Source organism: Nonomuraea sp. NPDC051941, assembly GCF_044593615.1.
In genome coordinates, this window is record NZ_JBIUCF010000013.1 from 117,388 (window position 1) to 135,183 (window position 17,796).

16 protein-coding genes are annotated in these 17,796 nt (G+C 71.2%); 4 read left to right on the plus strand and 12 right to left on the minus strand.

The window, feature by feature from the left end; translation table 11 throughout:
* Positions 1-2: 2 nt before the first annotated feature.
* Positions 3-2,228, plus strand: a complete 2,226-nt coding sequence (locus ACIHFD_RS22770) for a M20/M25/M40 family metallo-hydrolase (protein WP_397368595.1) — start codon at positions 3-5, stop codon at positions 2,226-2,228.
* Between the two features lie 125 nt (positions 2,229-2,353).
* On the opposite strand, the gene ACIHFD_RS22775 is transcribed toward ACIHFD_RS22770, so the two are convergent.
* Entirely contained in the window at positions 2,354-3,277 is a 924-nt protein-coding gene (locus tag ACIHFD_RS22775; protein WP_397368596.1) for an AEC family transporter, read from the minus strand.
* 78 nt (positions 3,278-3,355) lie between these two features.
* On the opposite strand from ACIHFD_RS22775, the gene ACIHFD_RS22780 reads away from it, so the two are divergent.
* Positions 3,356-4,309, plus strand: coding sequence for an NAD-dependent epimerase/dehydratase family protein (locus ACIHFD_RS22780; protein WP_397368597.1), 954 nt, complete (start codon positions 3,356-3,358; stop codon positions 4,307-4,309).
* Between the two features lie 15 nt (positions 4,310-4,324).
* Here ACIHFD_RS22780 and ACIHFD_RS22785 read toward each other — a convergent pair whose 3' ends face one another.
* Positions 4,325-6,643, minus strand: a complete 2,319-nt coding sequence (locus ACIHFD_RS22785) for a M28 family peptidase (RefSeq protein ID WP_397368598.1) — start codon at positions 6,641-6,643, stop codon at positions 4,325-4,327.
* Positions 6,644-6,721: 78 nt separating this feature from the next.
* Positions 6,722-7,915 carry a cytochrome P450 gene (locus tag ACIHFD_RS22790; protein WP_397368599.1) on the minus strand — a complete coding sequence of 398 codons (1,194 nt, stop codon included), beginning with the start codon at positions 7,913-7,915 and terminating at the stop codon, positions 6,722-6,724.
* A gap of 115 nt (positions 7,916-8,030) precedes the next feature.
* Between ACIHFD_RS22790 and ACIHFD_RS22795 the strand changes: the two genes are divergently transcribed.
* The gene (locus ACIHFD_RS22795; protein ID WP_397368600.1) at positions 8,031-9,539 is read left to right on the plus strand and encodes an FAD-dependent monooxygenase; all 1,509 of its coding nucleotides are present in this window, start codon (positions 8,031-8,033) and stop codon (positions 9,537-9,539) included.
* Here ACIHFD_RS22795 and ACIHFD_RS22800 read toward each other — a convergent pair.
* From ACIHFD_RS22800 to ACIHFD_RS22820, 5 genes are all read right to left on the minus strand, one after another.
* Entirely contained in the window at positions 9,523-9,804 is a 282-nt protein-coding gene (locus tag ACIHFD_RS22800; RefSeq protein ID WP_397368601.1) for a hypothetical protein, read from the minus strand. The two genes, ACIHFD_RS22795 and ACIHFD_RS22800, sit on opposite strands and share 17 nt — an antisense overlap.
* A 6-nt stretch (positions 9,805-9,810) precedes the next feature.
* On the minus strand, positions 9,811-10,227 hold the full coding sequence (locus ACIHFD_RS22805) for a hypothetical protein (RefSeq protein WP_397368602.1): 417 nt from the start codon (positions 10,225-10,227) through the stop codon (positions 9,811-9,813).
* A 68-nt stretch (positions 10,228-10,295) separates the two neighbouring features.
* Positions 10,296-11,723, minus strand: coding sequence for a sensor histidine kinase (locus ACIHFD_RS22810; RefSeq protein ID WP_397368603.1), 1,428 nt, complete (start codon positions 11,721-11,723; stop codon positions 10,296-10,298).
* The gene (locus tag ACIHFD_RS22815) at positions 11,720-12,460 is read right to left on the minus strand and encodes a response regulator transcription factor (RefSeq protein WP_397368604.1); all 741 of its coding nucleotides are present in this window, start codon (positions 12,458-12,460) and stop codon (positions 11,720-11,722) included. The genes ACIHFD_RS22810 and ACIHFD_RS22815 overlap by 4 nt, the downstream gene beginning before the upstream one ends.
* Before the next feature lie 162 nt (positions 12,461-12,622).
* Entirely contained in the window at positions 12,623-13,798 is a 1,176-nt protein-coding gene (locus ACIHFD_RS22820) for a hypothetical protein (protein ID WP_350723495.1), read from the minus strand.
* A 434-nt stretch (positions 13,799-14,232) separates the two neighbouring features.
* Here ACIHFD_RS22820 and ACIHFD_RS22825 point away from each other — a divergent pair, with 434 nt between their 5' ends.
* Complete coding sequence (locus ACIHFD_RS22825; RefSeq protein ID WP_397368605.1) at positions 14,233-14,700, plus strand: hypothetical protein; 468 nt, start codon at positions 14,233-14,235, stop codon at positions 14,698-14,700.
* A gap of 459 nt (positions 14,701-15,159) precedes the next feature.
* On the opposite strand, the gene ACIHFD_RS22830 is transcribed toward ACIHFD_RS22825, so the two are convergent.
* The 4 genes from ACIHFD_RS22830 to ACIHFD_RS22845 form a co-directional block, all read right to left on the minus strand.
* Positions 15,160-15,459 (minus strand): helix-turn-helix domain-containing protein, encoded by a 300-nt coding sequence (locus ACIHFD_RS22830; protein ID WP_397368606.1) that lies wholly within the window; start codon positions 15,457-15,459, stop codon positions 15,160-15,162.
* A gap of 140 nt (positions 15,460-15,599) precedes the next feature.
* Entirely contained in the window at positions 15,600-16,067 is a 468-nt protein-coding gene (locus ACIHFD_RS22835; RefSeq protein WP_355193822.1) for an NUDIX domain-containing protein, read from the minus strand.
* Positions 16,068-16,346: 279 nt separating this feature from the next.
* Positions 16,347-16,655, minus strand: coding sequence for a type II toxin-antitoxin system prevent-host-death family antitoxin (locus ACIHFD_RS22840; protein ID WP_397368607.1), 309 nt, complete (start codon positions 16,653-16,655; stop codon positions 16,347-16,349).
* 61 nt (positions 16,656-16,716) lie between these two features.
* Complete coding sequence (locus ACIHFD_RS22845) at positions 16,717-17,739, minus strand: LacI family DNA-binding transcriptional regulator (RefSeq protein ID WP_397368608.1); 1,023 nt, start codon at positions 17,737-17,739, stop codon at positions 16,717-16,719.
* Between the last annotated feature and the right edge of the window lie 57 nt (positions 17,740-17,796).

The following is a 17,796-nucleotide window of genomic DNA, read 5'->3' on the forward strand; positions in this document are numbered from 1 at the left end:
GCGTGCTCCTGCTGATCGCCGTCGGCGCGATCAGGGACACCACCCCCACCGCGGTGAGCCCGGCCGACGCCCCCGTCCGGGAGTTCAGCGCGCAGCGGGCCTTCACCCAGGTCGAGCGCATCGCCGTCGCACCCCACCCCGTCGGCACGGCCGAGCACGCCCGGGTCCGGGACTACCTCGTCGGCGAGTTGCGACGGCTGGGCCTGCGGCCCGAGGTGCACGAGGCGGTGGGCATCTCACCGATCGACGACCCGGGCGACCCCGTCACCGCCGGGCGCGTCTTCAACATCGTCACCGTGATACCCGGGACCGCTTCCACCGGCCGGGTCTTCGTCACCGCTCACTACGACTCGGTCCCCGAGGGGCCGGGCGCCAACGACGACGGGGCCGGTACGGCGAGCGCGATCGAGACGGCCAGGGCGCTGGTCGCGGACGGCACCCGGTTGCGCAACGACGTCGTGTTCCTCATCACTGACGCCGAGGAGGCCGGGCTCCTGGGATCGGAGGCGTTCGTCAAGGACCACCCGCTCGCACAGGGGCGGAGCGTGGTGATCAACAACGAGGCGCGCGGCTCCAAGGGCCCGGTGCTGATGTTCCGGAGCACGGAGCCGAACTCCGGCCTGATCTCCATGTTCGGATCGGCGGCGCCCATGCCCGTGGCCGACTCCGTGTACGCCGAGCTCATGAAACTGCTCAACAACGACACCGACTTCACCGCCTTCCAACCTGGCGGGATGGACGTGCTCGACTCCGCCTACGCCAACGCGGGCACCCTGTACCACAGCGTTCTCGACGACCCCGCGCACGTTGATCTCGCGGCACTGCAGCAGATGGGCGACAACACGCTGGCGCTCGTGCGCGCGTTCGGCGGCACCGACCTTGCGCGGCTGACCACCGGGAACGACCTGGTCTACTTCAACGTCCCGCCCGGCCTGCTGGTCCGCTATCCGGCCTGGGCGGCCACCCTGCTGGGCGCGGTCGCCCTGCTGGCGGCACTGGCACTGATCTTTCTGACCCGCCGCCGCGGCGTGGTCACGTTGCGGCGCACGCTCCTTGGCACCGCGCTCGCCGCGATCCCGATCGGACTCGGGGTGGGTGTCGGTGTCTTCTTCTGGGACCTGCTCAAGGTGATCCGGCCCGAACTCGGTGGAACTGCCACCACGACGCCGTACCGGCCGGAGCTGTTGTGGCTCGCCGTACTGATGCTCGCGGGCACGATCCTGGCCGCGTGGTACGCGCTGCTGCGCCGTCGCGTCGGCACCACCGAACTGGCCCTCGGGATGCTGACCTGGGCGGCCCTGATCGGTCTCGGACTCGGCATCGTGTCGCCCGGAGCGTCACACCTCGCCGCCTGGCCCGCCTTGGGGGCGGCGCTGGGCGGGCTGGCCGCGCTCCGCCGCCCGCCGCGGTGGCGTGTCCTCGTCCTCGCCGCCGGTCTCGTCCCCGCCGCCCTGATCCTGCTGCCCAGCGCGTGGAACACCCTGCCGACGGGCCTGCAGTACGTGGGCTACGCCCCCATGCCGTTGGTGATCCTGTTCGGCGGCCTCCTGCTGCCGATGGTCGAGGCGGTGTGGCCTCGCAGGCGTTCCCCGCTGATCCCGCTGACCGCGCTGGTCATCTCGATCACTCTGGTGGCGGCGGGCCTGCTGGTCGAGCCGATCGACAAGGAGCACCCGCGGCGAACCAGTCTGGCGTACGGCCTCGACGCGGACACCGGCAAGGCCGTCTGGCTGACCGCAAAGAAGCCCGACCAGTGGGCCCGCCGCTATGGCGGCGCCGACGCGACCGGCCGGCCGCAGGCGGAGCTGTGGGGTGGCGGGTCCAAGCTCCTCAGCCCGGCGAAGGCCGCCGCGCTGCCGGCGCCCTCGCTTCGGGTGCTCGCGGACACGACCCGGCAGGGCATACGAACCGTGCGTGTCCGGATCCGCTCCGAGCGCGGAGCGGACACGGTCGGCTTGCGGGTGGACGGGGACACCGCGAGGGTGCGCTCGCTGACCGTCGAGGGCCGCTCCATCAAGGCCGATCCGGCGGGATTCGTCTTCCACGCCCCGGGGGCGGAGGGCGTCGAGGTGTCGCTGACGGTGACGGGCGGCAAGATCCGGCTGAGGGTCACCGATGTGAGCCCGAATCCCCGTGAGATGTCCGCACTTCCTGGCTTCATCACGCCACCGGATTGGCTGTTCCTCGGCGACGCCAAGATCTCCGTCACCAAGGCCTACACCATCTGACGCTGCTGCCCTCCGATTCGGGTACGCCCGCGCCTCCACCGTCCGCCGGTCCCTGGACACCCAGCTCGACCCCCTCACCCCGGCGGGTGCCGATGTCCTCTTCCCGGATCTCCGATCCCATGCCATCAGCCCAGGACCGCGCCGATCGCGGTCATGATGGGGATGGACAGGCCCGTGGTCAGCAGGACCGCGCTGCGGGCCAGGCGCCGGGCGGTGTCGTAGTTCACCGCGTACACGTAGATGTTCTGCGCCGTCGGCAGGGCGGCGAAGAGGGTGGCGGCCAGGAGCGCGCTGCCGTCGAGGCCGAGGATCAGGCGCGCGGTCAGGTAGGCGACGGCCGGTTGGACGAAGGCCTTGAGCGTGACCGCGAGAAAGATGTCCTTGCCGACGCCGTTCGCCTCGGGGGCCGCGGGGGTGCGCTGGGAGCCGTACAGGCTGAGGCCGTACGCGACGAGGGCGACGGGCACGGCCGCGCCGCCGAGCAGCTCGACCGGGCGCATGACCAGGACGGGCAGGGAGATCCCGGTGATCGCCAGCACGAGCCCGAGGAGGGAGGCGACCGTGAGGGGGTTGCGGAACGGGAGGAGCAGGGCCGCGCGCACCGAGCGGGCCCCCTTGTCGAGGATGAGGAAGGAGACCGGGGTGAGGACGATCAGCTGGAAGAGCAGGATCGGGGCGACCAGCGCGCCGTCGCCCAGCACGTAGATCGCGATGGGCACGCCGAGGTTGCCGGCGTTCACGTACGACGAGGCCAGCGCGCCGATCGTGGCCTCGCGGCGGTCGCGGCCCCAGGCCAGCCGCGCCACCAGCACGTAGACGAGCTGGACGCACGCCACCGCCACCACCTCGGTCAGCAGCACCGGCGAGAAGAGGATGTGGAGGTCCGCCTTGGACACCGTGGCGAACATCAGCGCCGGGGTCGCCACGAAGAAGGCCAGGCGCGACAGCACCAGCTCGTCGCTGGCCCGCAGCAGGCCCCCCATCCCGATCAGGTAGCCGATCACGGCAACGGACACCAGGGCGGCGAACGCCGCGACAACCCCCGACACTGACCAACCTCCGAAATGGGACGTTCAGCAGCGTATCGGGATAGTTGACCGGCGAAGCAGCGGGTCTACGCTGGCCCCATGCGAGTAGCGGTGATTGGCGCCAGCGGTCATATCGGCACGTACCTCATCCCCAGGCTGGTCGAAGGCGGACACGACGTCGTGGCCGTGAGCCGGGGCAAGCGGGAGCCCTACAGCCCGCACGGGGCCTGGCAGCGGATCACCCAGATCGCCGCCGACCGCGACGCGGAGGACGCCGACGGCACGTTCGGGCGGCGGATCGTGGAGCTGGAGGCCGACGTCGTCATCGACCTCATCTCCTTCACCGAGACCAGCGCCCGCGACCTGGCGGCGGCGCTGACCGGGAAGGTCCGGCAGTTCCTGCACTGCGGGACGATCTGGACGCACGGGCCGAGCAGCCGGGTGCCGACGACCGAGGACATGCCCAAGCGGCCGCTCGGCGAGTACGGCAAGCAGAAGGCCGCCATCGAGGCCCACCTCCTCGAACGCGCACACCGCGACGGCTTCCCCGCCACGATCATCCACCCGGGCCACATCACCGGCCCCGGCTGGGTGCCGGTCAACCCGGCGGGCAACGTCGATCCGGCCGTGTTCCAGACGCTGGCCGACGGCGGCGAGCTGGCGCTGCCGAACTTCGGCCTGGAGACCGTCCAGCACGTGCACGCCGACGACGTGGCGCGGCTGTTCGTGGACGCCATGGTCAACCCGTCGGTCTCCGTCGGCGAGAGCTTCCACTCCGTGGCCACCAGCGCTCTGACGCTGCGCGGTTACGCCGAGGCGGTGGCGGGCTGGTTCGGGCAGGAGGCGCGGCTGACGTTCCTGCCGTGGGAGCGGTGGCGCGAGACGGTCTCGGAGCGGGACGCGCAGATCACGCTCGACCACATCTCCTACAGCCCCCACTGCAGCATGGAGAAGGCCGAGCGGCTGCTGGGGCACCGGCCCCGTTACGCGCCGCTCGAGGCCATCTCCGAGGCGGTCGACTGGCTGGTCCGGGCGGGCACCATCACCCGCTGAGGCCGGTTCGGGGCCTCACCCCGCGCTGATCTCGTACGTACGGGTGACCGCCACGAGGTCGCCGTCCTCCCGGGTCGCCGCCACCACGCCCTTCGGCCTCGGGACGAATCCGGGCACCCGCTGGAGCCCGTCGGTCTCCGCGACGGCGGTCAGCCGGAACCGGTCCGCCCCCGGGACCCGCAGCGAGATCTCCGCTCCCGTGTCAGGCAGGCCGCGGAAGCGGATCTCGCCCGGCCACGTGTTGGAGCGGACCCCGGTGACGTCGACGCTCACCGGGGTCAGGCCGTCGGCGGCGGCCGTCGCCGCGGCGATCGGGCGCTCGACCCGTAGCGTGACCGAGCGCGCCGCCCTGCCGGCGGTCACGCGGAGCCGGACCGTGTCGCCGTCGCGGCCGAGCACGGTCACCCGGGGTTCGGCGGCGCCGGCCGCCGCCGGTGCCCGTCCCGTCCAGAGGGAGGTGCCGCGGGCGTAGCCGGGGGGCAGCGGCGTGGTGTCGTGGCCGGACACGTACCTCCTGGTCCAGGCGGGCGGCTCCGCGTCGGCGCTGACCCAGCTCGCGGTCCTGGTGTCGGCGTCCATCACGTACGCGAGGTGCGTGCGCAAGGGGTTGGCAGGGTCGAAGCCGTCCCGGGCCAGGCCGGTCGGCACCAGCAGCACCGCGAGCCCGGCGGCGGCGAGCGGGACCAGGGACTGCCTGCGCTCCGGCAGGCACAGCTCGGCGATCGGCAGCACCGTCAGCCCGAACACCGCCAGCACCAGCGCGGGCACCCCGCCGAGCGCGAGGCCCATCCCGTCGAACGCGGTCCTGGCCAGGGCGGGCAGCAGCGCCGCCGCCACGACCGCGCCCAGGGTCACCGCCGTCACCTGGAGCACCGCCGCCTGGCGGGCCGCGCCGCGCAGCAGGATCGCGGCCGTCCCGCCGAGCGCGCAGAACAGCGCGGGCAGCGTCAGCACGTACGACATGCCCGGCGCGACCTGGGCGCACAGCAGGCCGAGCGCGGCCGGCCAGGCCAGCGCGCCGACGGCCAATGCCGCGGGGCCGAGGCGTCGGCGCAGCGGCAGGTACCAGCAGAGCAGCGCCAGCGCGGCCAGGACCACGACGGCCGCCTGGAACGCCTGCGGGCGGTGCAGCAGCCCGCCCATCCCGTCGTAGGCGGGCCGCCAGGCCACCAGCACCTCCCACAACCCCTGCGCCAGGGCCGCCGCGAGCAGCAGCGGCACGACCCCCGACGCGGCGGCGACGGCGAGCCGGGGCAGGCTGAGCAGCCGCCTCCTGCGGGCCAGCACCGCCAGCCCCGCGACCGCCGCCGCCGCGAGCCCGGCCAGGGGCCAGACGAGCGCGTTCGGGTACGTGACCATGGTCCCGAAGATGCGGAAATAGGTGAGGTCGTGGTCCGCGTCCAGCGTTTCGAGGTCGGCGCCGCCGAGCGCGCGGGTCAGCGCCAGCATGTTCGAGCCGTGGTGCTGCAGGCTGCCCCGGTCGAGGTGGGCGAGGGAGTCGTCGGCGGTGTGGTAGCGGGAGGAGCCCTCGATGTAGGCGAAGTTCATGCCGGTGAAGCCGCTCTCGGCCATCGGGGTGAAGTCGGTGTTGTTCGGGAGCAGCCGGTACAGCTCGCCCATCGTGGAGTCGCCGCGCGGGTGCGGCACGGCGTCGGCGAACGTCTCGACCAGCCCGGCGTTGTTCCTGGACGTCTGGAACATCAGCGACGGCCCGCTCACGCCCCGGGCCTCCCAGTTGAGCAGCACCCCGCCCTTGCGGCCCAGCGGGTGCTCCCTGACGAACGCCTCGGCGCCCAGCACGCCGTCCTCCTCGCCGTCCGACATCAGCAGCACGAGGTCGTTGCGGAGCGCGGTGCCCTTGAGCGCCCGTACCGTCTCCAGCATGGCCGCGACCGCGGCGGCGTCGTCGGAGGCGCCCGGGCCCATGGCCGCGGAGTCGTAGTGCGCGGCGATCACCACCGTGCCGGTCGGGTCGCTGCCCTTCGCCGTGGCCACGATGTTGTCCACCTGCCCGAACGACGCCAGCCCGGCCGACGTGTTCGCGCCGATGGCCCGCTGCACCCGCACGTCGAGCCCCGCCGCGCGCAGTTGCCCGGTGAGGTAGTCCCTGGCCCGCTCACCGGCCCGGCTGCCGATCGGGCGCGGCTCGGTGGCGAACCTCTCCAGGTGGCGCAGCGCCCGCTCCGCGCTGAACTCCCCGTCCGGCGCCGAGGCGGGCAGGGGCTGCATGGTGCTGTCCGCCATGGCGGTCAGCATGATCACGCCGGCCAGCGCGAGCAGGGCGCACAGCCCCGCCAGCGCCCGGCGGGGGACGTCGAACAACTTTCCCGTCATGGCCAGGAACGCTAGGTACGCGGGCCATGGCGGCGGAATGATGCGCGCGCCCGGATCGACCTGCGGTTTTCCGCAGGTCTACCAGGCCACCTCCAGGGAGCTCATGCCGTACACGATGTGGGAGGAGCGGAAGTCCGCGGCGCCCGCCTCGCGCAGGCCCGGGAAGCGCTGGAGCAGCGCCGGGAAGGCGATCCGCAGCTCCATGCGCGCCAGCGGGGCGCCCAGGCAGTGGTGGATGCCGTGGCCGAAGGCGACGTGTCCGGGAGCGCCGCGGGAGATGTCGAACGTGCTCGCGTCGGACATGAGGGCGGGGTCGCGGTTCGCGGCGGGCAGGGCGCAGAGGACCAGCTCGCCGGGCTGGATGGTACGGCCGCTCAGCTCGACCTCCGCCGTCGCGACCTTGGTCGTGCCCGAGTTGACGATGCTCAGCCAGCGCAGCAGCTCCTCCACCGTGGCGTCGATGCGCTCGGGCTCCTTCCTGAGGAGTTCGAGCTGCTCGGGGTGGCGCAGCAGGGCCAGGGTGCCCAGGGCCAGCATGTTGGAGGTGGTCTCGTGGCCCGCGAACAGCAGCAGGCTGCCGATGCCGACGAGCTCGTCCGTGCTCAGGTCGTCGCCGTGCTCGCGTACCAGCATGCCGAGCAGTTCCTCGCCCGGGTCCTGCTGGATGCGCTGGACCAGGGCCTCCATGTACGCGCGCGCCTCGAACTGCAGCCCCAGCCGCTCCTCGCCGGGCACCGACAGGTCGAGCATCCTGCTGGTGCGGCGCTGGAAGCCGTCCCGCTCCTCGTACGGGACTCCGAGCAGCTCGCAGATGACCAGCGACGGGATAGGCAGCGAGAACGACGTGACCAGGTCGGCCGGCGAACCGGCGGTCTCCATGGCGTCCAGGTGGTCGTCCACGATGCGCCTGATCCGGGGCTCCAGCCGCTGCATCCGCCGGTTCGTGAACTCGGGGGTCAGCATCCTGCGCAGCCGCGTGTGCTCGGGCGCGTCCACGCCGAGGAGGTTGCCCGCCTGGATCTTGGCTAACTGCTCGGGAGTCATCTCGGGCGCTCCGGGGAGGCGCGCCACCGTCTGCTGGGCGATCCTGAACCGTTCGGCGTCGCCGAGGACCTCGCGGACCTCCGCGTACCTGGTGACGAGCCAGACGTCCAGGCCGAACGGGGTCGTGACGCGCCTGATCCCCTCCTCCTCCCTGAGCGCCGCCAGCTCGGGAGCCGGGTCGAACCCCACCCGCCGCATGTGCAGCGGCATTGTCGAGGACTCGGTCATGCAAACCCCTTGATGATCGTCGGTTGAGGCGTAAACCGTAACAACCCCCCAGGCCGGTCTCCAGTGCGCCCGCGCGGGGGTTGCGGTGGTGCGGGGGAAGGGACAGCATGCCCCTGTGGATGTGCCCGTGTTGGTCGCCGGAGGCGGGCCCGTGGGGCTGGCGGTCGCGGTGGAGCTGGCGTACCAGGGCGTGAGGTGCCTGGTGGTCGAGCCGCGCGAGGAGGTGTCGTGGCTGCGGCCCCGCGCGAAGACGACGTCGGCGCGTTCGATGGAGCTGCTGCGGAGATGGGGCCTGGCGGAGCGGGTGCGGGAGCGCGCCCCGCTGGCGGTCGCGTGGTCGGACCAGGCCGTGTTCGTCAGCAGCCTGCTCGGACGGGAGGTCACCAGGATCGGCGGGTGCTTCGGGCTGGACCTGGTGGGCTCCGACCTGGCGGCCGAGCCGGGCCAGCAGGTGCCGCAGCCGCTGGTGGAGGAGGTGCTGCGGGAGGCCGTCGGCGACGCGCTGCTGACCGGATGGCAGGTGGCCGGGCTGCGGGAGGACACCGACGGGGTGTCGGTGCGCATCGCGTCCGCCACGGGCGAGGAGCGTGAGGTACGCGCCCGGTACGTGGTCGGCTGCGACGGCCCGCGCAGCGTGACCAGGGCGGCCATCGGCGCCCGCTACGAGGGCCGCCAGGACGCCAGGCCCAACTTCAACATCGTCTTCCGCGCCCCCGGCCTGGCCGAGCGGATGCCGCACGGCCCCGCCGTGCACTACTGGGTGCTGAACCCGGCCCAGCCCGGCATCGTCGGCCGCCTCGACCTGGAGGACACCTGGTGGTGCATCGCCCAGGGCGTCTCCGCCGCCGGCGCGGATCCGATGCGGCTGGTCCGCAACCTGGCGGGTGCCGACATCGAGGCGGAGATCCTGGCCACCGACCCGTGGACCGCGCGGATGCTGCTGGCCGACCGGTACGGGAGCGAGCGCGTGTTCCTGGCGGGCGACGCGGCGCACCAGAATCCGCCGTACGGGGGACACGGGTTCAACACCGGGATCGGGGACGCGGTCAACCTCGGCTGGAAGCTGGCCGCCGTACTGCACGGATGGGCGCCCGCCACGTTACTGGCCACCTACGAGACCGAGCGCCGCCCGGTTGCCGCCGACACCATCGAGGCCGCCGCCGCGAACATGGCCACCCTCGCCCCCGAGCTGGCCGACCCGGCGCTGATGGGGGAGGAGGCCGAGTTCGAGAAGGTGCGGCCCGCCGTGGCGGAGGCGGTGCGCAGGACGAAGGACAGCGAGTTCCACAGCCTGGACCTGGTGCTCGGCTACACGTACGAGGGCTCGCCCATCGTCGCCGAGGGCACCGGGGAGCGGCTGCCGCACCGGTGGCTGGCACCCGGCGTGTCCCTGTACGACCGGCTGGGCCGGGGCTTCAGCGTGGTCGGGGACCAGCGCCTGCCGGGGGCCGTGGCGCTGGCCGAACAGGCGCGGGAGCTGGGGGTGCCGCTGCGGGCGGTGGACCTGCCGGGTGTTCCCCTGACGCTGGTCCGCCCCGACCAGCACGTGGCCTGGCGTGGCGACCACCCCGACGGCGCTCTGAGGCGGGCGCTCTGTCACCGGCCCGTCAGCAGCCACCCTTGACGATGGCCCGTCGTTCGACGCTGCATTGGGGCCCGTTGACGTTGTTGCCGCCGCTGATGGTGTTGTTGCTGTTCGCGGAGAAGTTGGCATTCTGGAAGTTGCCGCTGTTCACCTGCCGGCCCTTACCCCGGAAGTTGCCGCTGTTCCAGGAGTTGCCGCTGCCCTTGGGAAATCCGTGCCCGAGAGCGGGAAGGGCGGGCGGGAGCGACAACATCAGCGCGAGCTGCGCCGCGACCATCCCGGTCCGCCGCCTGAAGGCCGTCATCGCCGGTCACCGGGAAGTGGATTGGGAGCCATTGGTGTTGTTCCCGCCGTCGATGGTGTTGTTGCTGTTCACGGCGCCGTTCGCATTGTCGAAGTTGCCGCTGTTGATGGGATTTCCCTCATTGTGGTAGTTCCCGCTGTTGGTGGAGTTCCCGCTGTTCTCGGCGCCATTAACGCACTTGGTCGGAGAATTGGGTGACGGCGAGTTGTAGGCGATCAGCCGATTTCCGCAGAAAACTCCGGGAAGCGCTCTGAGTACCGTACCGAGATCCGCGCCGACCAGCTCGGTGAGCAGGGAGCTCCCGTCGGGTGGCGGCGCGGCCGACGCGGCGGTCGGGGCCAGCAGCACACCGCACCCGACCGCGACGCCCGCAACAATCCGCACCAATGCCCTCAATGCGTTTCCCGCCATTTCTCGCGACATGATCCACTGAAAGGTAGCACCGGGGGACGCCTTTTCATGGAAAGCCCTCGATAAACTCGGCGCAAAAACTACTTCCGGGTCCGGCCCGGCGGCAGGCTGAGCGTGAACACCGTGTTCCCCGGCTCGCTGCGTACCTCGACCCGCCCGTCGTGGGCCGCCGTGACCGCCGACACGATGGCCAGGCCCAGCCCGCTGCCGCCGGCCAGCCGGGAGCGCGACCCGTCGCCCCGCGCGAACCTGCCGAACACGTGGGGGAGCACGTGCCCGGGAATGCCCGGCCCGTCGTCCGCGACCTCGACGCACACCCGCTCCCCGAGCCGGACCGTCGCGGTGACCGTGGTGCCGGGCGGGGTGTGGGTACGGGCGTTCGCGAGGAGGTTGGTCACCACCTGGTGCAGGCGGTCGGCGTCCCCCAGGACCAGGGCGGGCTGGTCGGGCAGGCTGATCAGCCAGCGGTGGCGGGGCGCGGCCGCGTAGGCGTCGCCGACCGCGTTGACCACGATCGGCGACAGGTCCAGCTCCACCCGCTCCAGCGGGCGGCCCGCGTCCAGCCTGGCCAGCAGCAGCAGGTCCTCCACCAGCGTGGTCATCCGGCCCGCCTCCGAGCGGATACGGCCGAGCGCGTGCTCCGTCTGCGGCCCGTGCCACTCGCCGCTGCGCCTGGTCAGCTCCGCGTAGCCGACGATGGAGGCCAGCGGCGTGCGCAGCTCGTGGCTGGCGTCGGCGATGAAGCGCCGCAGCCTCGTCTCGCTCTCGTGCCGCACCGCGAGGGCGGTCTCGACGTGCCCGAGCATGCGGTTGAGCGCGCCGCCCACCTGCCCGACCTCGGTGTGCGGGTCGGTGTCCACCTCGGGCACGCGGGCCAGGCGCACGACGTCCCCGGTGGCCAGCGGCAGCTCCGACACCCTGGAAGCGGTGGCCGCGAGCCGCCCGAGCGGGCGTACGGCACGGCGTACGAGCAGGGTGCCGGCGGCGGCCGTCAGCGCGACGCCCGCCAGCGTGACGGCGGCCTCCACCACGACGAGCCTGGTCAGCATGGAGTCCACGGCGGTCATGGGCAGCCCGGTGACCAGCACGTCGCCGTCGGGCGTGCGGGCGGAGGCCATCCGGTAGGCGCCCAGCGGACCGAGGTCGACCGTCACGGGCTCGCGGGTGACGGCGGCGAGCGACGGCGGCGCCGGCAGCTCCCGCACGGTGGCGATGCCGGTCAGCACGGCGGCCCGCCGCACCACCCCCTGGCGGATCCGCGCGCCGAACGTGCCCTCGGCCTGACCGGGCGACAGCAGGAACGACACCTCCCGGGCCTGCGGCGGCGGGGCGTCCCGCTGCGCCGCCGCGCTGGTCGAGCGGCGGGCGGCCGAGGTGACCTGGCTGTCGAGCCGGTCGGTGAGGAAGTCGTGGAACAGCAGCGTCGTCGCGGTGGCGATGACGGCGCAGACGGTGACCAGCAGCGCGATCGAGGAGACCACCAGCTTGGTCTCCAGCGACATCGTCATCCGGCGGGTCGGAGCGTGTAACCCACTCCGCGCACGGTGTGGATCATCGGCTGCCGCTGCGCGTCGATCTTGCGCCGGAGGTAGGAGATGTACAGCTCGACGACGTTGCTCTGGCCGCCGAAGTCGTAGGCCCACACCCGGTCGAGGATCTGCGACTTGCTGAGCACCCGGCCCGGGTTGTGCATGAGGAAGCGCAGCAGCTCGAACTCCGTCGGCGTGAGCCTGATCTCCTTGCCGTCCCGCCGTACCTGGTGGCTGTCCTGGTCCATCGTGAGATCGCCGACCACGAGCCCGGCGTCGGCCCGCGCCTGGGCCGCGCCCGAGCGGCGCAGCAGGCCCCGCAGCCTGATGACGACCTCCTCCAGGCTGAACGGCTTCGTGACGTAGTCGTCGGCGCCGGCCCGCAGGCCGACGAGCCGGTCCTGGAGCGAGTCCAGCGCGGTCAGGAACAGGATCGGCACGCCCGGCAGCACCGCGCGCAGCCGGGGAAGGAGCTGGATCCCGTCCATGTCGGGCAGCATGACGTCCAGGACGATCGCGTCCGGGCGGAACCCGCGCGCCGCGCGGATGGCCTCGCTGCCGTTGTGCGCACTGCGGACGTCCCAGGACTCCTGGCGCATGACCATGGAAAGGAGCTCGGTCAGTGGAGGCTCGTCGTCCACGACGAGGATGTTGATCGAGCTGCCGTCCGATCGGCGCACGGGCTCGGACCGGGAGTTCGGGCTGGTCGTGTGCATATTCGTGACGATGACCTCCCTCTATGAAGGTTTGATGATGCCTGCTTGTGAATCGCCTGTGAGCTGGCGACGCGTGGAAGGGCCCGGCGGCGTGCCGGGCCCTCCCTATCCCTTTGAAACGCAATCAGAGCTATGCGAAGCCGTCAGTCACCTCTTATTCGGTCAGAAGAGCTTCCCGGACCAGACGTTGGCCGCGGAGGAGTAGACGCTGTAGGTCTCGGCGTCGAAGTACGGCGAGCTGATGTAGTCGACCCGGTCGTTCTCGTCCTGGTCGTAGAACGCGCTGGTCACGCCGTTGAGATAGCCGAGCCGCTTGGCGCTGCTGTACTTCAGCAGCCACGGCCCGCCGTCGGCGCCGGCGGTCATGGAGCACTTCAGCCCGACGTGCTCCTCGATCTTCTTGGCGGCCGAGCCAACGGTCTTGGCCGTGGTCGTGCCGTAGCACCACTTGGGCGTGACGCCGGTGAACGGCTTGTTGCCGTCGGGCTGCGCGGCCTGCGGGTAGCCGAACACGTAGTGCGCCTTCTTCAGCGGCTGGTTCCAGGAGATGCCCTGGCCGCCGACGTTGTCGCCCAGCCGGCCCGCGTCCGTGGCGTCGATCACGTGGTACGTGTTCGACGACCGGTCGTAGTAGCCGTGGTCGGCCTTCGTGGTGTCGGTGCCCGGCTTGGCCCGGTCGGCCTCGTACTCGGACCTGGTGACGGTCGAGTCCTTGACGGTCACGCCGTTGTAGACCGAGACGAACGCGTAGTCGCGGTCGTAGTCCTCGTACACGCTGTAGTCGTAGTGCACGAACGCCTGCTTGCCGACGTAGACGCCCCACGGGGCCTTGCCCTGGTAGTAGCCGGGCACGAAGACCCAGTTGTCCATGAGCTGTTCGTCGTTGGCGGTGTCGTACACGCAGTGGCCGGCCGTGGCGACCACGTTGGCGTACTTGCCCTGGATGGAGGAGGCCGAGCACCAGCGCTTCTTGCCCGCCGAGTCGACGAAGAAGACCTTGCCGACGGTCTTCGGCAGGTTGACGTTCTTCGACTTGCCGGTGGTCGTGGTGGTGCCGGTCGGGGCGACCGAGCCCGCCTTGGTGTCGGTGGACGGGGTGCCCGTGGAGGTGAGCTTGTCGACGTCGGTGGTGTCCTCCTCGACGTAGGTGGCGGCCTTCAGCGCGGCGCCGTTGTTCTCCAGCCAGTAGGCGGCGATGCCCTTGGCGGTGGTGATGCTGACGCTCTCGGTCGGCTTCACGTGCGGGGCGGCCTGCGCGCCGCCCGCCAGCGAGGCGCCGAGCAGCGCCGTGGCGGCCAGCCCGCCGCCGACGGGGGCGAGGGTGTGCTTGATCTTCAAGGGGATGCTCCTTGCTCGTCGCGGGAACGCCATGAGCGTTCGGTGCGTCTGTGAGGCAGGAAGGTATCCCTCTCAGCCCAGCCTTTATGTCCTCCTATGTCCGGATTTAGCTGGCACACAGCTCGCCGTGATCGTGCCGTGATCTCACGAAGATCGCCTCGCCGCGCCGATTCCCCAAGGCGGCCGCCGATCCTGAGAACGAACCCGGGAAGAATCTGAGAATCACATAAGAGAAATTATGTGTTGCAGATCACCGACCCCAGGTCGAGGCCGCTACCTGCGCTTATCCAATACATAAGGTGAGCACAGGCGTTTCTCAGGTTGGCTCGGCAGGGTGATTGGCGAGGGAAGACCTTCGGGGCTGAATTCAGATGTTCGGCCAGGTCCGTCCCGGATTGGATTCGTATCCAGTGCGCTTCTCCAAGCCTTTCGCCGTGACCCTCGCCAGCGCCGCTCTGCTGACGCTGCCCCTGTCGGGCGCCGCGTTCGCCGACGCCAGGCCGCAGCCGGCGGCCACCGCCAAGGCCCCGCAGCCGACGCACTCGAACCCCGTCACGCCCACTGTTACCCAGGACCAGTGGGTCAAGGGCCGCGACGACGCTCGCAGGTTCGCGCTGGAGGTCTCCGTCGACCCTGACCGGGTGCGCGCCGGCGACTCGTACGACGTGACGATCGCCGCCAAGGGCCTGCGCTCCGGCACGGCCGTCGTGACCAGCCCCGAGGGCAAGAGCTACCGCGTGACGCTCTCCGACGGCGAGGCCACCAAGACCCTGACCGTGCCGTCCAAGACCAAGCCCGGCAGCAAGACCGTGACCGTCAAGGTCGGCAACAAGACCGCCACGGCCTCCTTCGACGTGGTGGCCCCCCGCCCGCAGCGCCACCGCGACCACGACGGCAAGTAGTAGGTGCGCCAGGGGCCACCCACCCGTCACCCGTCTGGGTGGTGGGCCCGCTGACACCCGCCCCGGGACAAAGGGCTTCGCCAGGGGCGCTTCGCGCAGGGGCTCAGACGCCCTTATCCAGGCGCCTCCGGCACACCCCCCGCGCCTCCGGCGCCATCGGTCCCTGCCCGTTGACCGGTTGGACAGTGGGCCGTCTGCTGCCCACCCCGGACCGGCTCGCCTTCGGAGAATTCGTGGGCCGGGGAGCATGGGGAGATCCATTACCAGAGAACCGACGCGTGGGACCTCTCGGTCGCGCTCATGAATAAGCGTCACGCATAGGGCGCGACACCCATCATTACGGCCTCAGCTTTGACCCGAGCAGCGTAAGAATTCACGCGACAGCGATCGGGCCTGCCGGGTGGTGGACCCGTCTGATGCTGTTGGTGGTCGCACTTCATTTCGCGGGATAAATCAGGCTCAGGCTGCGGGAGCACGTGGACTGATTCGCACCTCCAGCTCGGCATCCAGAGCCCTGGCCAGTCGCTCGAGGACCGGCAGCGTCGGCACGGTGCCTCCTCCTTCGAAACGGGCCACTGCTGACTGCGTCATGTCAGCCGCACGAGCCAGCTCACTCTGGCTCCACCCACGAGATTCCCGCATCTGTCGTACCGTCCGACCGAGTTCGAAGGTGAGACGAGCCGCATCGTATGCCTCGGCCGCCCCGGGCTCGGACAGTCGTCGGTCACGGAGATCAGCCCAACCGGTCCGCTCGGTCATCACCACTCCTCGTCCACCGAGTGCGCCTCGCCCTTGCAGCAAGACAACGCCCGCCGCGCCCGGTCCACTTCTCGATCTTCCCTCATTCGCGTTTTTGCTAGAGCGTTCTACGGCACATGGCGGCTACGGATGGCCTGGGTTCAATCAACGTGAGGATGCCTCTGCTCTAGGTAGTCGTTGAGCTGCCGCCACTGCGTGGGGTGAATGTCCAGCAAGTGCAGTTCGCCCGGCTCAACCCACCGCACATCGCTCGCCTCGTCGTTGACCTCCGGCTGACCGCCGACCGGGCGGGCGATCAGCATGACCTCGTACTCCTGGCGGATCTCGCCGTCCGTGTAGGCGACAATGTGACCGGGGTCGGAGTAGATCCCAAGGATGCCCACCGGCTCGACCAAGACCCCGGTCTCCTCCTCGGTTTCCCGCACGGCGCACTGCGAGGGCGTCTCACCGATCTCCATCTTGCCCATCGGCAACGCCCACTGGCCCGTGTCGCGACGGCACTGCATGAGGATGCGCCCCGCGTCGTCCACGGTGACCGTCCCACAGGCCGGTACGAGACTGTTCGCCTTGGGTGCGCTCGGGTCGTTCCAGTACTCAACTCGTCCCATGAGATGCCTCTCAGATCTCCACGCCGGACCACGGAACGGCTCCGGCCCAGACGCGCTCGAACGACGACATGTAGTGCTCGGCCATCGTCCCGCCATCGAGGCGGCGGAAGTGGAAGGTCGGGTTGGCCGAGGCCGGTTCTCCGTATACGTGTGGATTGACCAGGACGTCATCGTCATAGCGGAACAGCAGGTTCTTCTTGAGTATCTTGGGCGCCGCGTCTGGGCCGATGCGTCGAGGGCCGTCGACCGCCGGCGCCGTGAAGACGACGTCGGATACGTTTACTCGTCGTCCGGGATGGCGGCCAGCGAATCGCGAGTGTGCCCGAAAGCGGCCAGCACCTCATCGAGCGAGATCCGCTCCCCCGTGTCAGTGGCCGACCGAGCGAGCACCAGCGCCAGATCCCGCAGATCGGCCGCCGCCTCCTCCAACTCGTTGAGCCGGCGGATGCTCACCACGGCCGCCACCGGCTGGTGCCGGCGGGTGACCACCAGATCGCTCCCCTGCTCCGCCCCGGCCACCAGGCGGGCAACCCCTCGCTGGGCCGCCTCGGTGACGCTCAACTCAGTAGCGTCGTGCAGGGCAGTCACGCACCAACTGTAACCGCGCGGTCCCTGGCCGCCGCCATCCGATCCGCCCACGAAGCGGTGGTCACGACGGCCGGGCCGGGGCGGTGCTCGAGCGCGTGACCAGCGCCGTGGGCAGCTCGATCCGGCCCGGAGCGCCGTCGGTGAGCAGTGCCGTCAGTGCCGCCGCGCCCAGCTCGGGCCAGGGCTGGCGGACCGTGGTGAGGGCCGGCGTGACGTGGGCGGCGGCCCAGGAGTCGTCGAAGCCGATCACGCTCACGTCGTCGGGCACGCGGAGCCCGTGCTCGCCCAGCGCCTGGTACACCCCGACGGCCATGGAGTCCGAGCAGGCGAAGACGGCGGTCGGCGGATGGGGGAGGGAGGCGAGCAGGCGGCGGGTGGCTCGTAAAGCGTCGCCCTGCTGAAAGTAGCCGCACACCTCCCACCGGGGGTCGGCCCGGAGCCCGGCGGCGGCCATGGCCTGGCGGTGGCCGGCCAGCCGTTCGGCCGCGCACGGGACCCCGGGACGGCCCGTGACGACGGCGATCCGCGAGTGGCCGAGGGCGATCAGGTGCTCGGTGGCCGCCCGCGCGCCGTCCAGGTTGGCCGAGGCGACGGCGGGCAGGCCGGACGGCGGCTTGCGGCGCGGGTCGACGATCACCGCGGGGATCCCCCGGTCGGCCAGCCAGGCCCGCTGCGCGGCGGTCGGCGACGTGCGCACGAGCAGGACGCCGGCGCTGTCGCGGGCGCCGATCCGGTCCAGCCACGCGGGCGGGGGCTGGCCGTGCTTGGTGCGGTCGCACACGGCCGAGACCACCAGGTCCACGCCTGCCCGCCAGGCCGCGTCCTCCACCCCGCCCAGGATCGCCAGCGCGTACGGTGAGTCGAGGGCCTGCAGCATGACGTCCACCATGCTCCCCCGCGCGGGCCTGACCCGCTGCCTGGGGTAGCCGCGCCGCTCCAGTACCTCGGCGACCAGCCGGCGGGTGTGGGCGGAGACGTCGGAGCGGCCGTTGAGAGCTTTGGAAACGGTTGCAACGGACACGCCGGCCTCGCGGGCGATCACGGCCAGTTTGGGCAACTGCTGGGGCTGGTCCTCGACCGTCATGACCCCCACTCTCCCCGCCGCGCCTGGGAATCGCCAGGCCAGCGCCCCGAAAATTTC

Coding starts and splice junctions, on each gene's coding strand:
- ACIHFD_RS22780 (WP_397368597.1), top strand. CDS start 3,356: ATGCGAGTAGCGGTGATTGGCGCCAGCGGTCATATCGGCACGTACCTC.
- ACIHFD_RS22785 (WP_397368598.1), bottom strand. CDS start 6,643: ATGACGGGAAAGTTGTTCGACGTCCCCCGCCGGGCGCTGGCGGGGCTG.
- ACIHFD_RS22790 (WP_397368599.1), bottom strand. CDS start 7,915: ATGACCGAGTCCTCGACAATGCCGCTGCACATGCGGCGGGTGGGGTTC.
- ACIHFD_RS22800 (WP_397368601.1), bottom strand. CDS start 9,804: ATGACGGCCTTCAGGCGGCGGACCGGGATGGTCGCGGCGCAGCTCGCG.
- ACIHFD_RS22805 (WP_397368602.1), bottom strand. CDS start 10,227: ATGTCGCGAGAAATGGCGGGAAACGCATTGAGGGCATTGGTGCGGATT.
- ACIHFD_RS22810 (WP_397368603.1), bottom strand. CDS start 11,723: ATGACGATGTCGCTGGAGACCAAGCTGGTGGTCTCCTCGATCGCGCTG.
- ACIHFD_RS22815 (WP_397368604.1), bottom strand. CDS start 12,460: ATGCACACGACCAGCCCGAACTCCCGGTCCGAGCCCGTGCGCCGATCG.
- ACIHFD_RS22830 (WP_397368606.1), bottom strand. CDS start 15,459: ATGACCGAGCGGACCGGTTGGGCTGATCTCCGTGACCGACGACTGTCC.
- ACIHFD_RS22835 (WP_355193822.1), bottom strand. CDS start 16,067: ATGGGACGAGTTGAGTACTGGAACGACCCGAGCGCACCCAAGGCGAAC.
- ACIHFD_RS22845 (WP_397368608.1), bottom strand. CDS start 17,739: ATGACGGTCGAGGACCAGCCCCAGCAGTTGCCCAAACTGGCCGTGATC.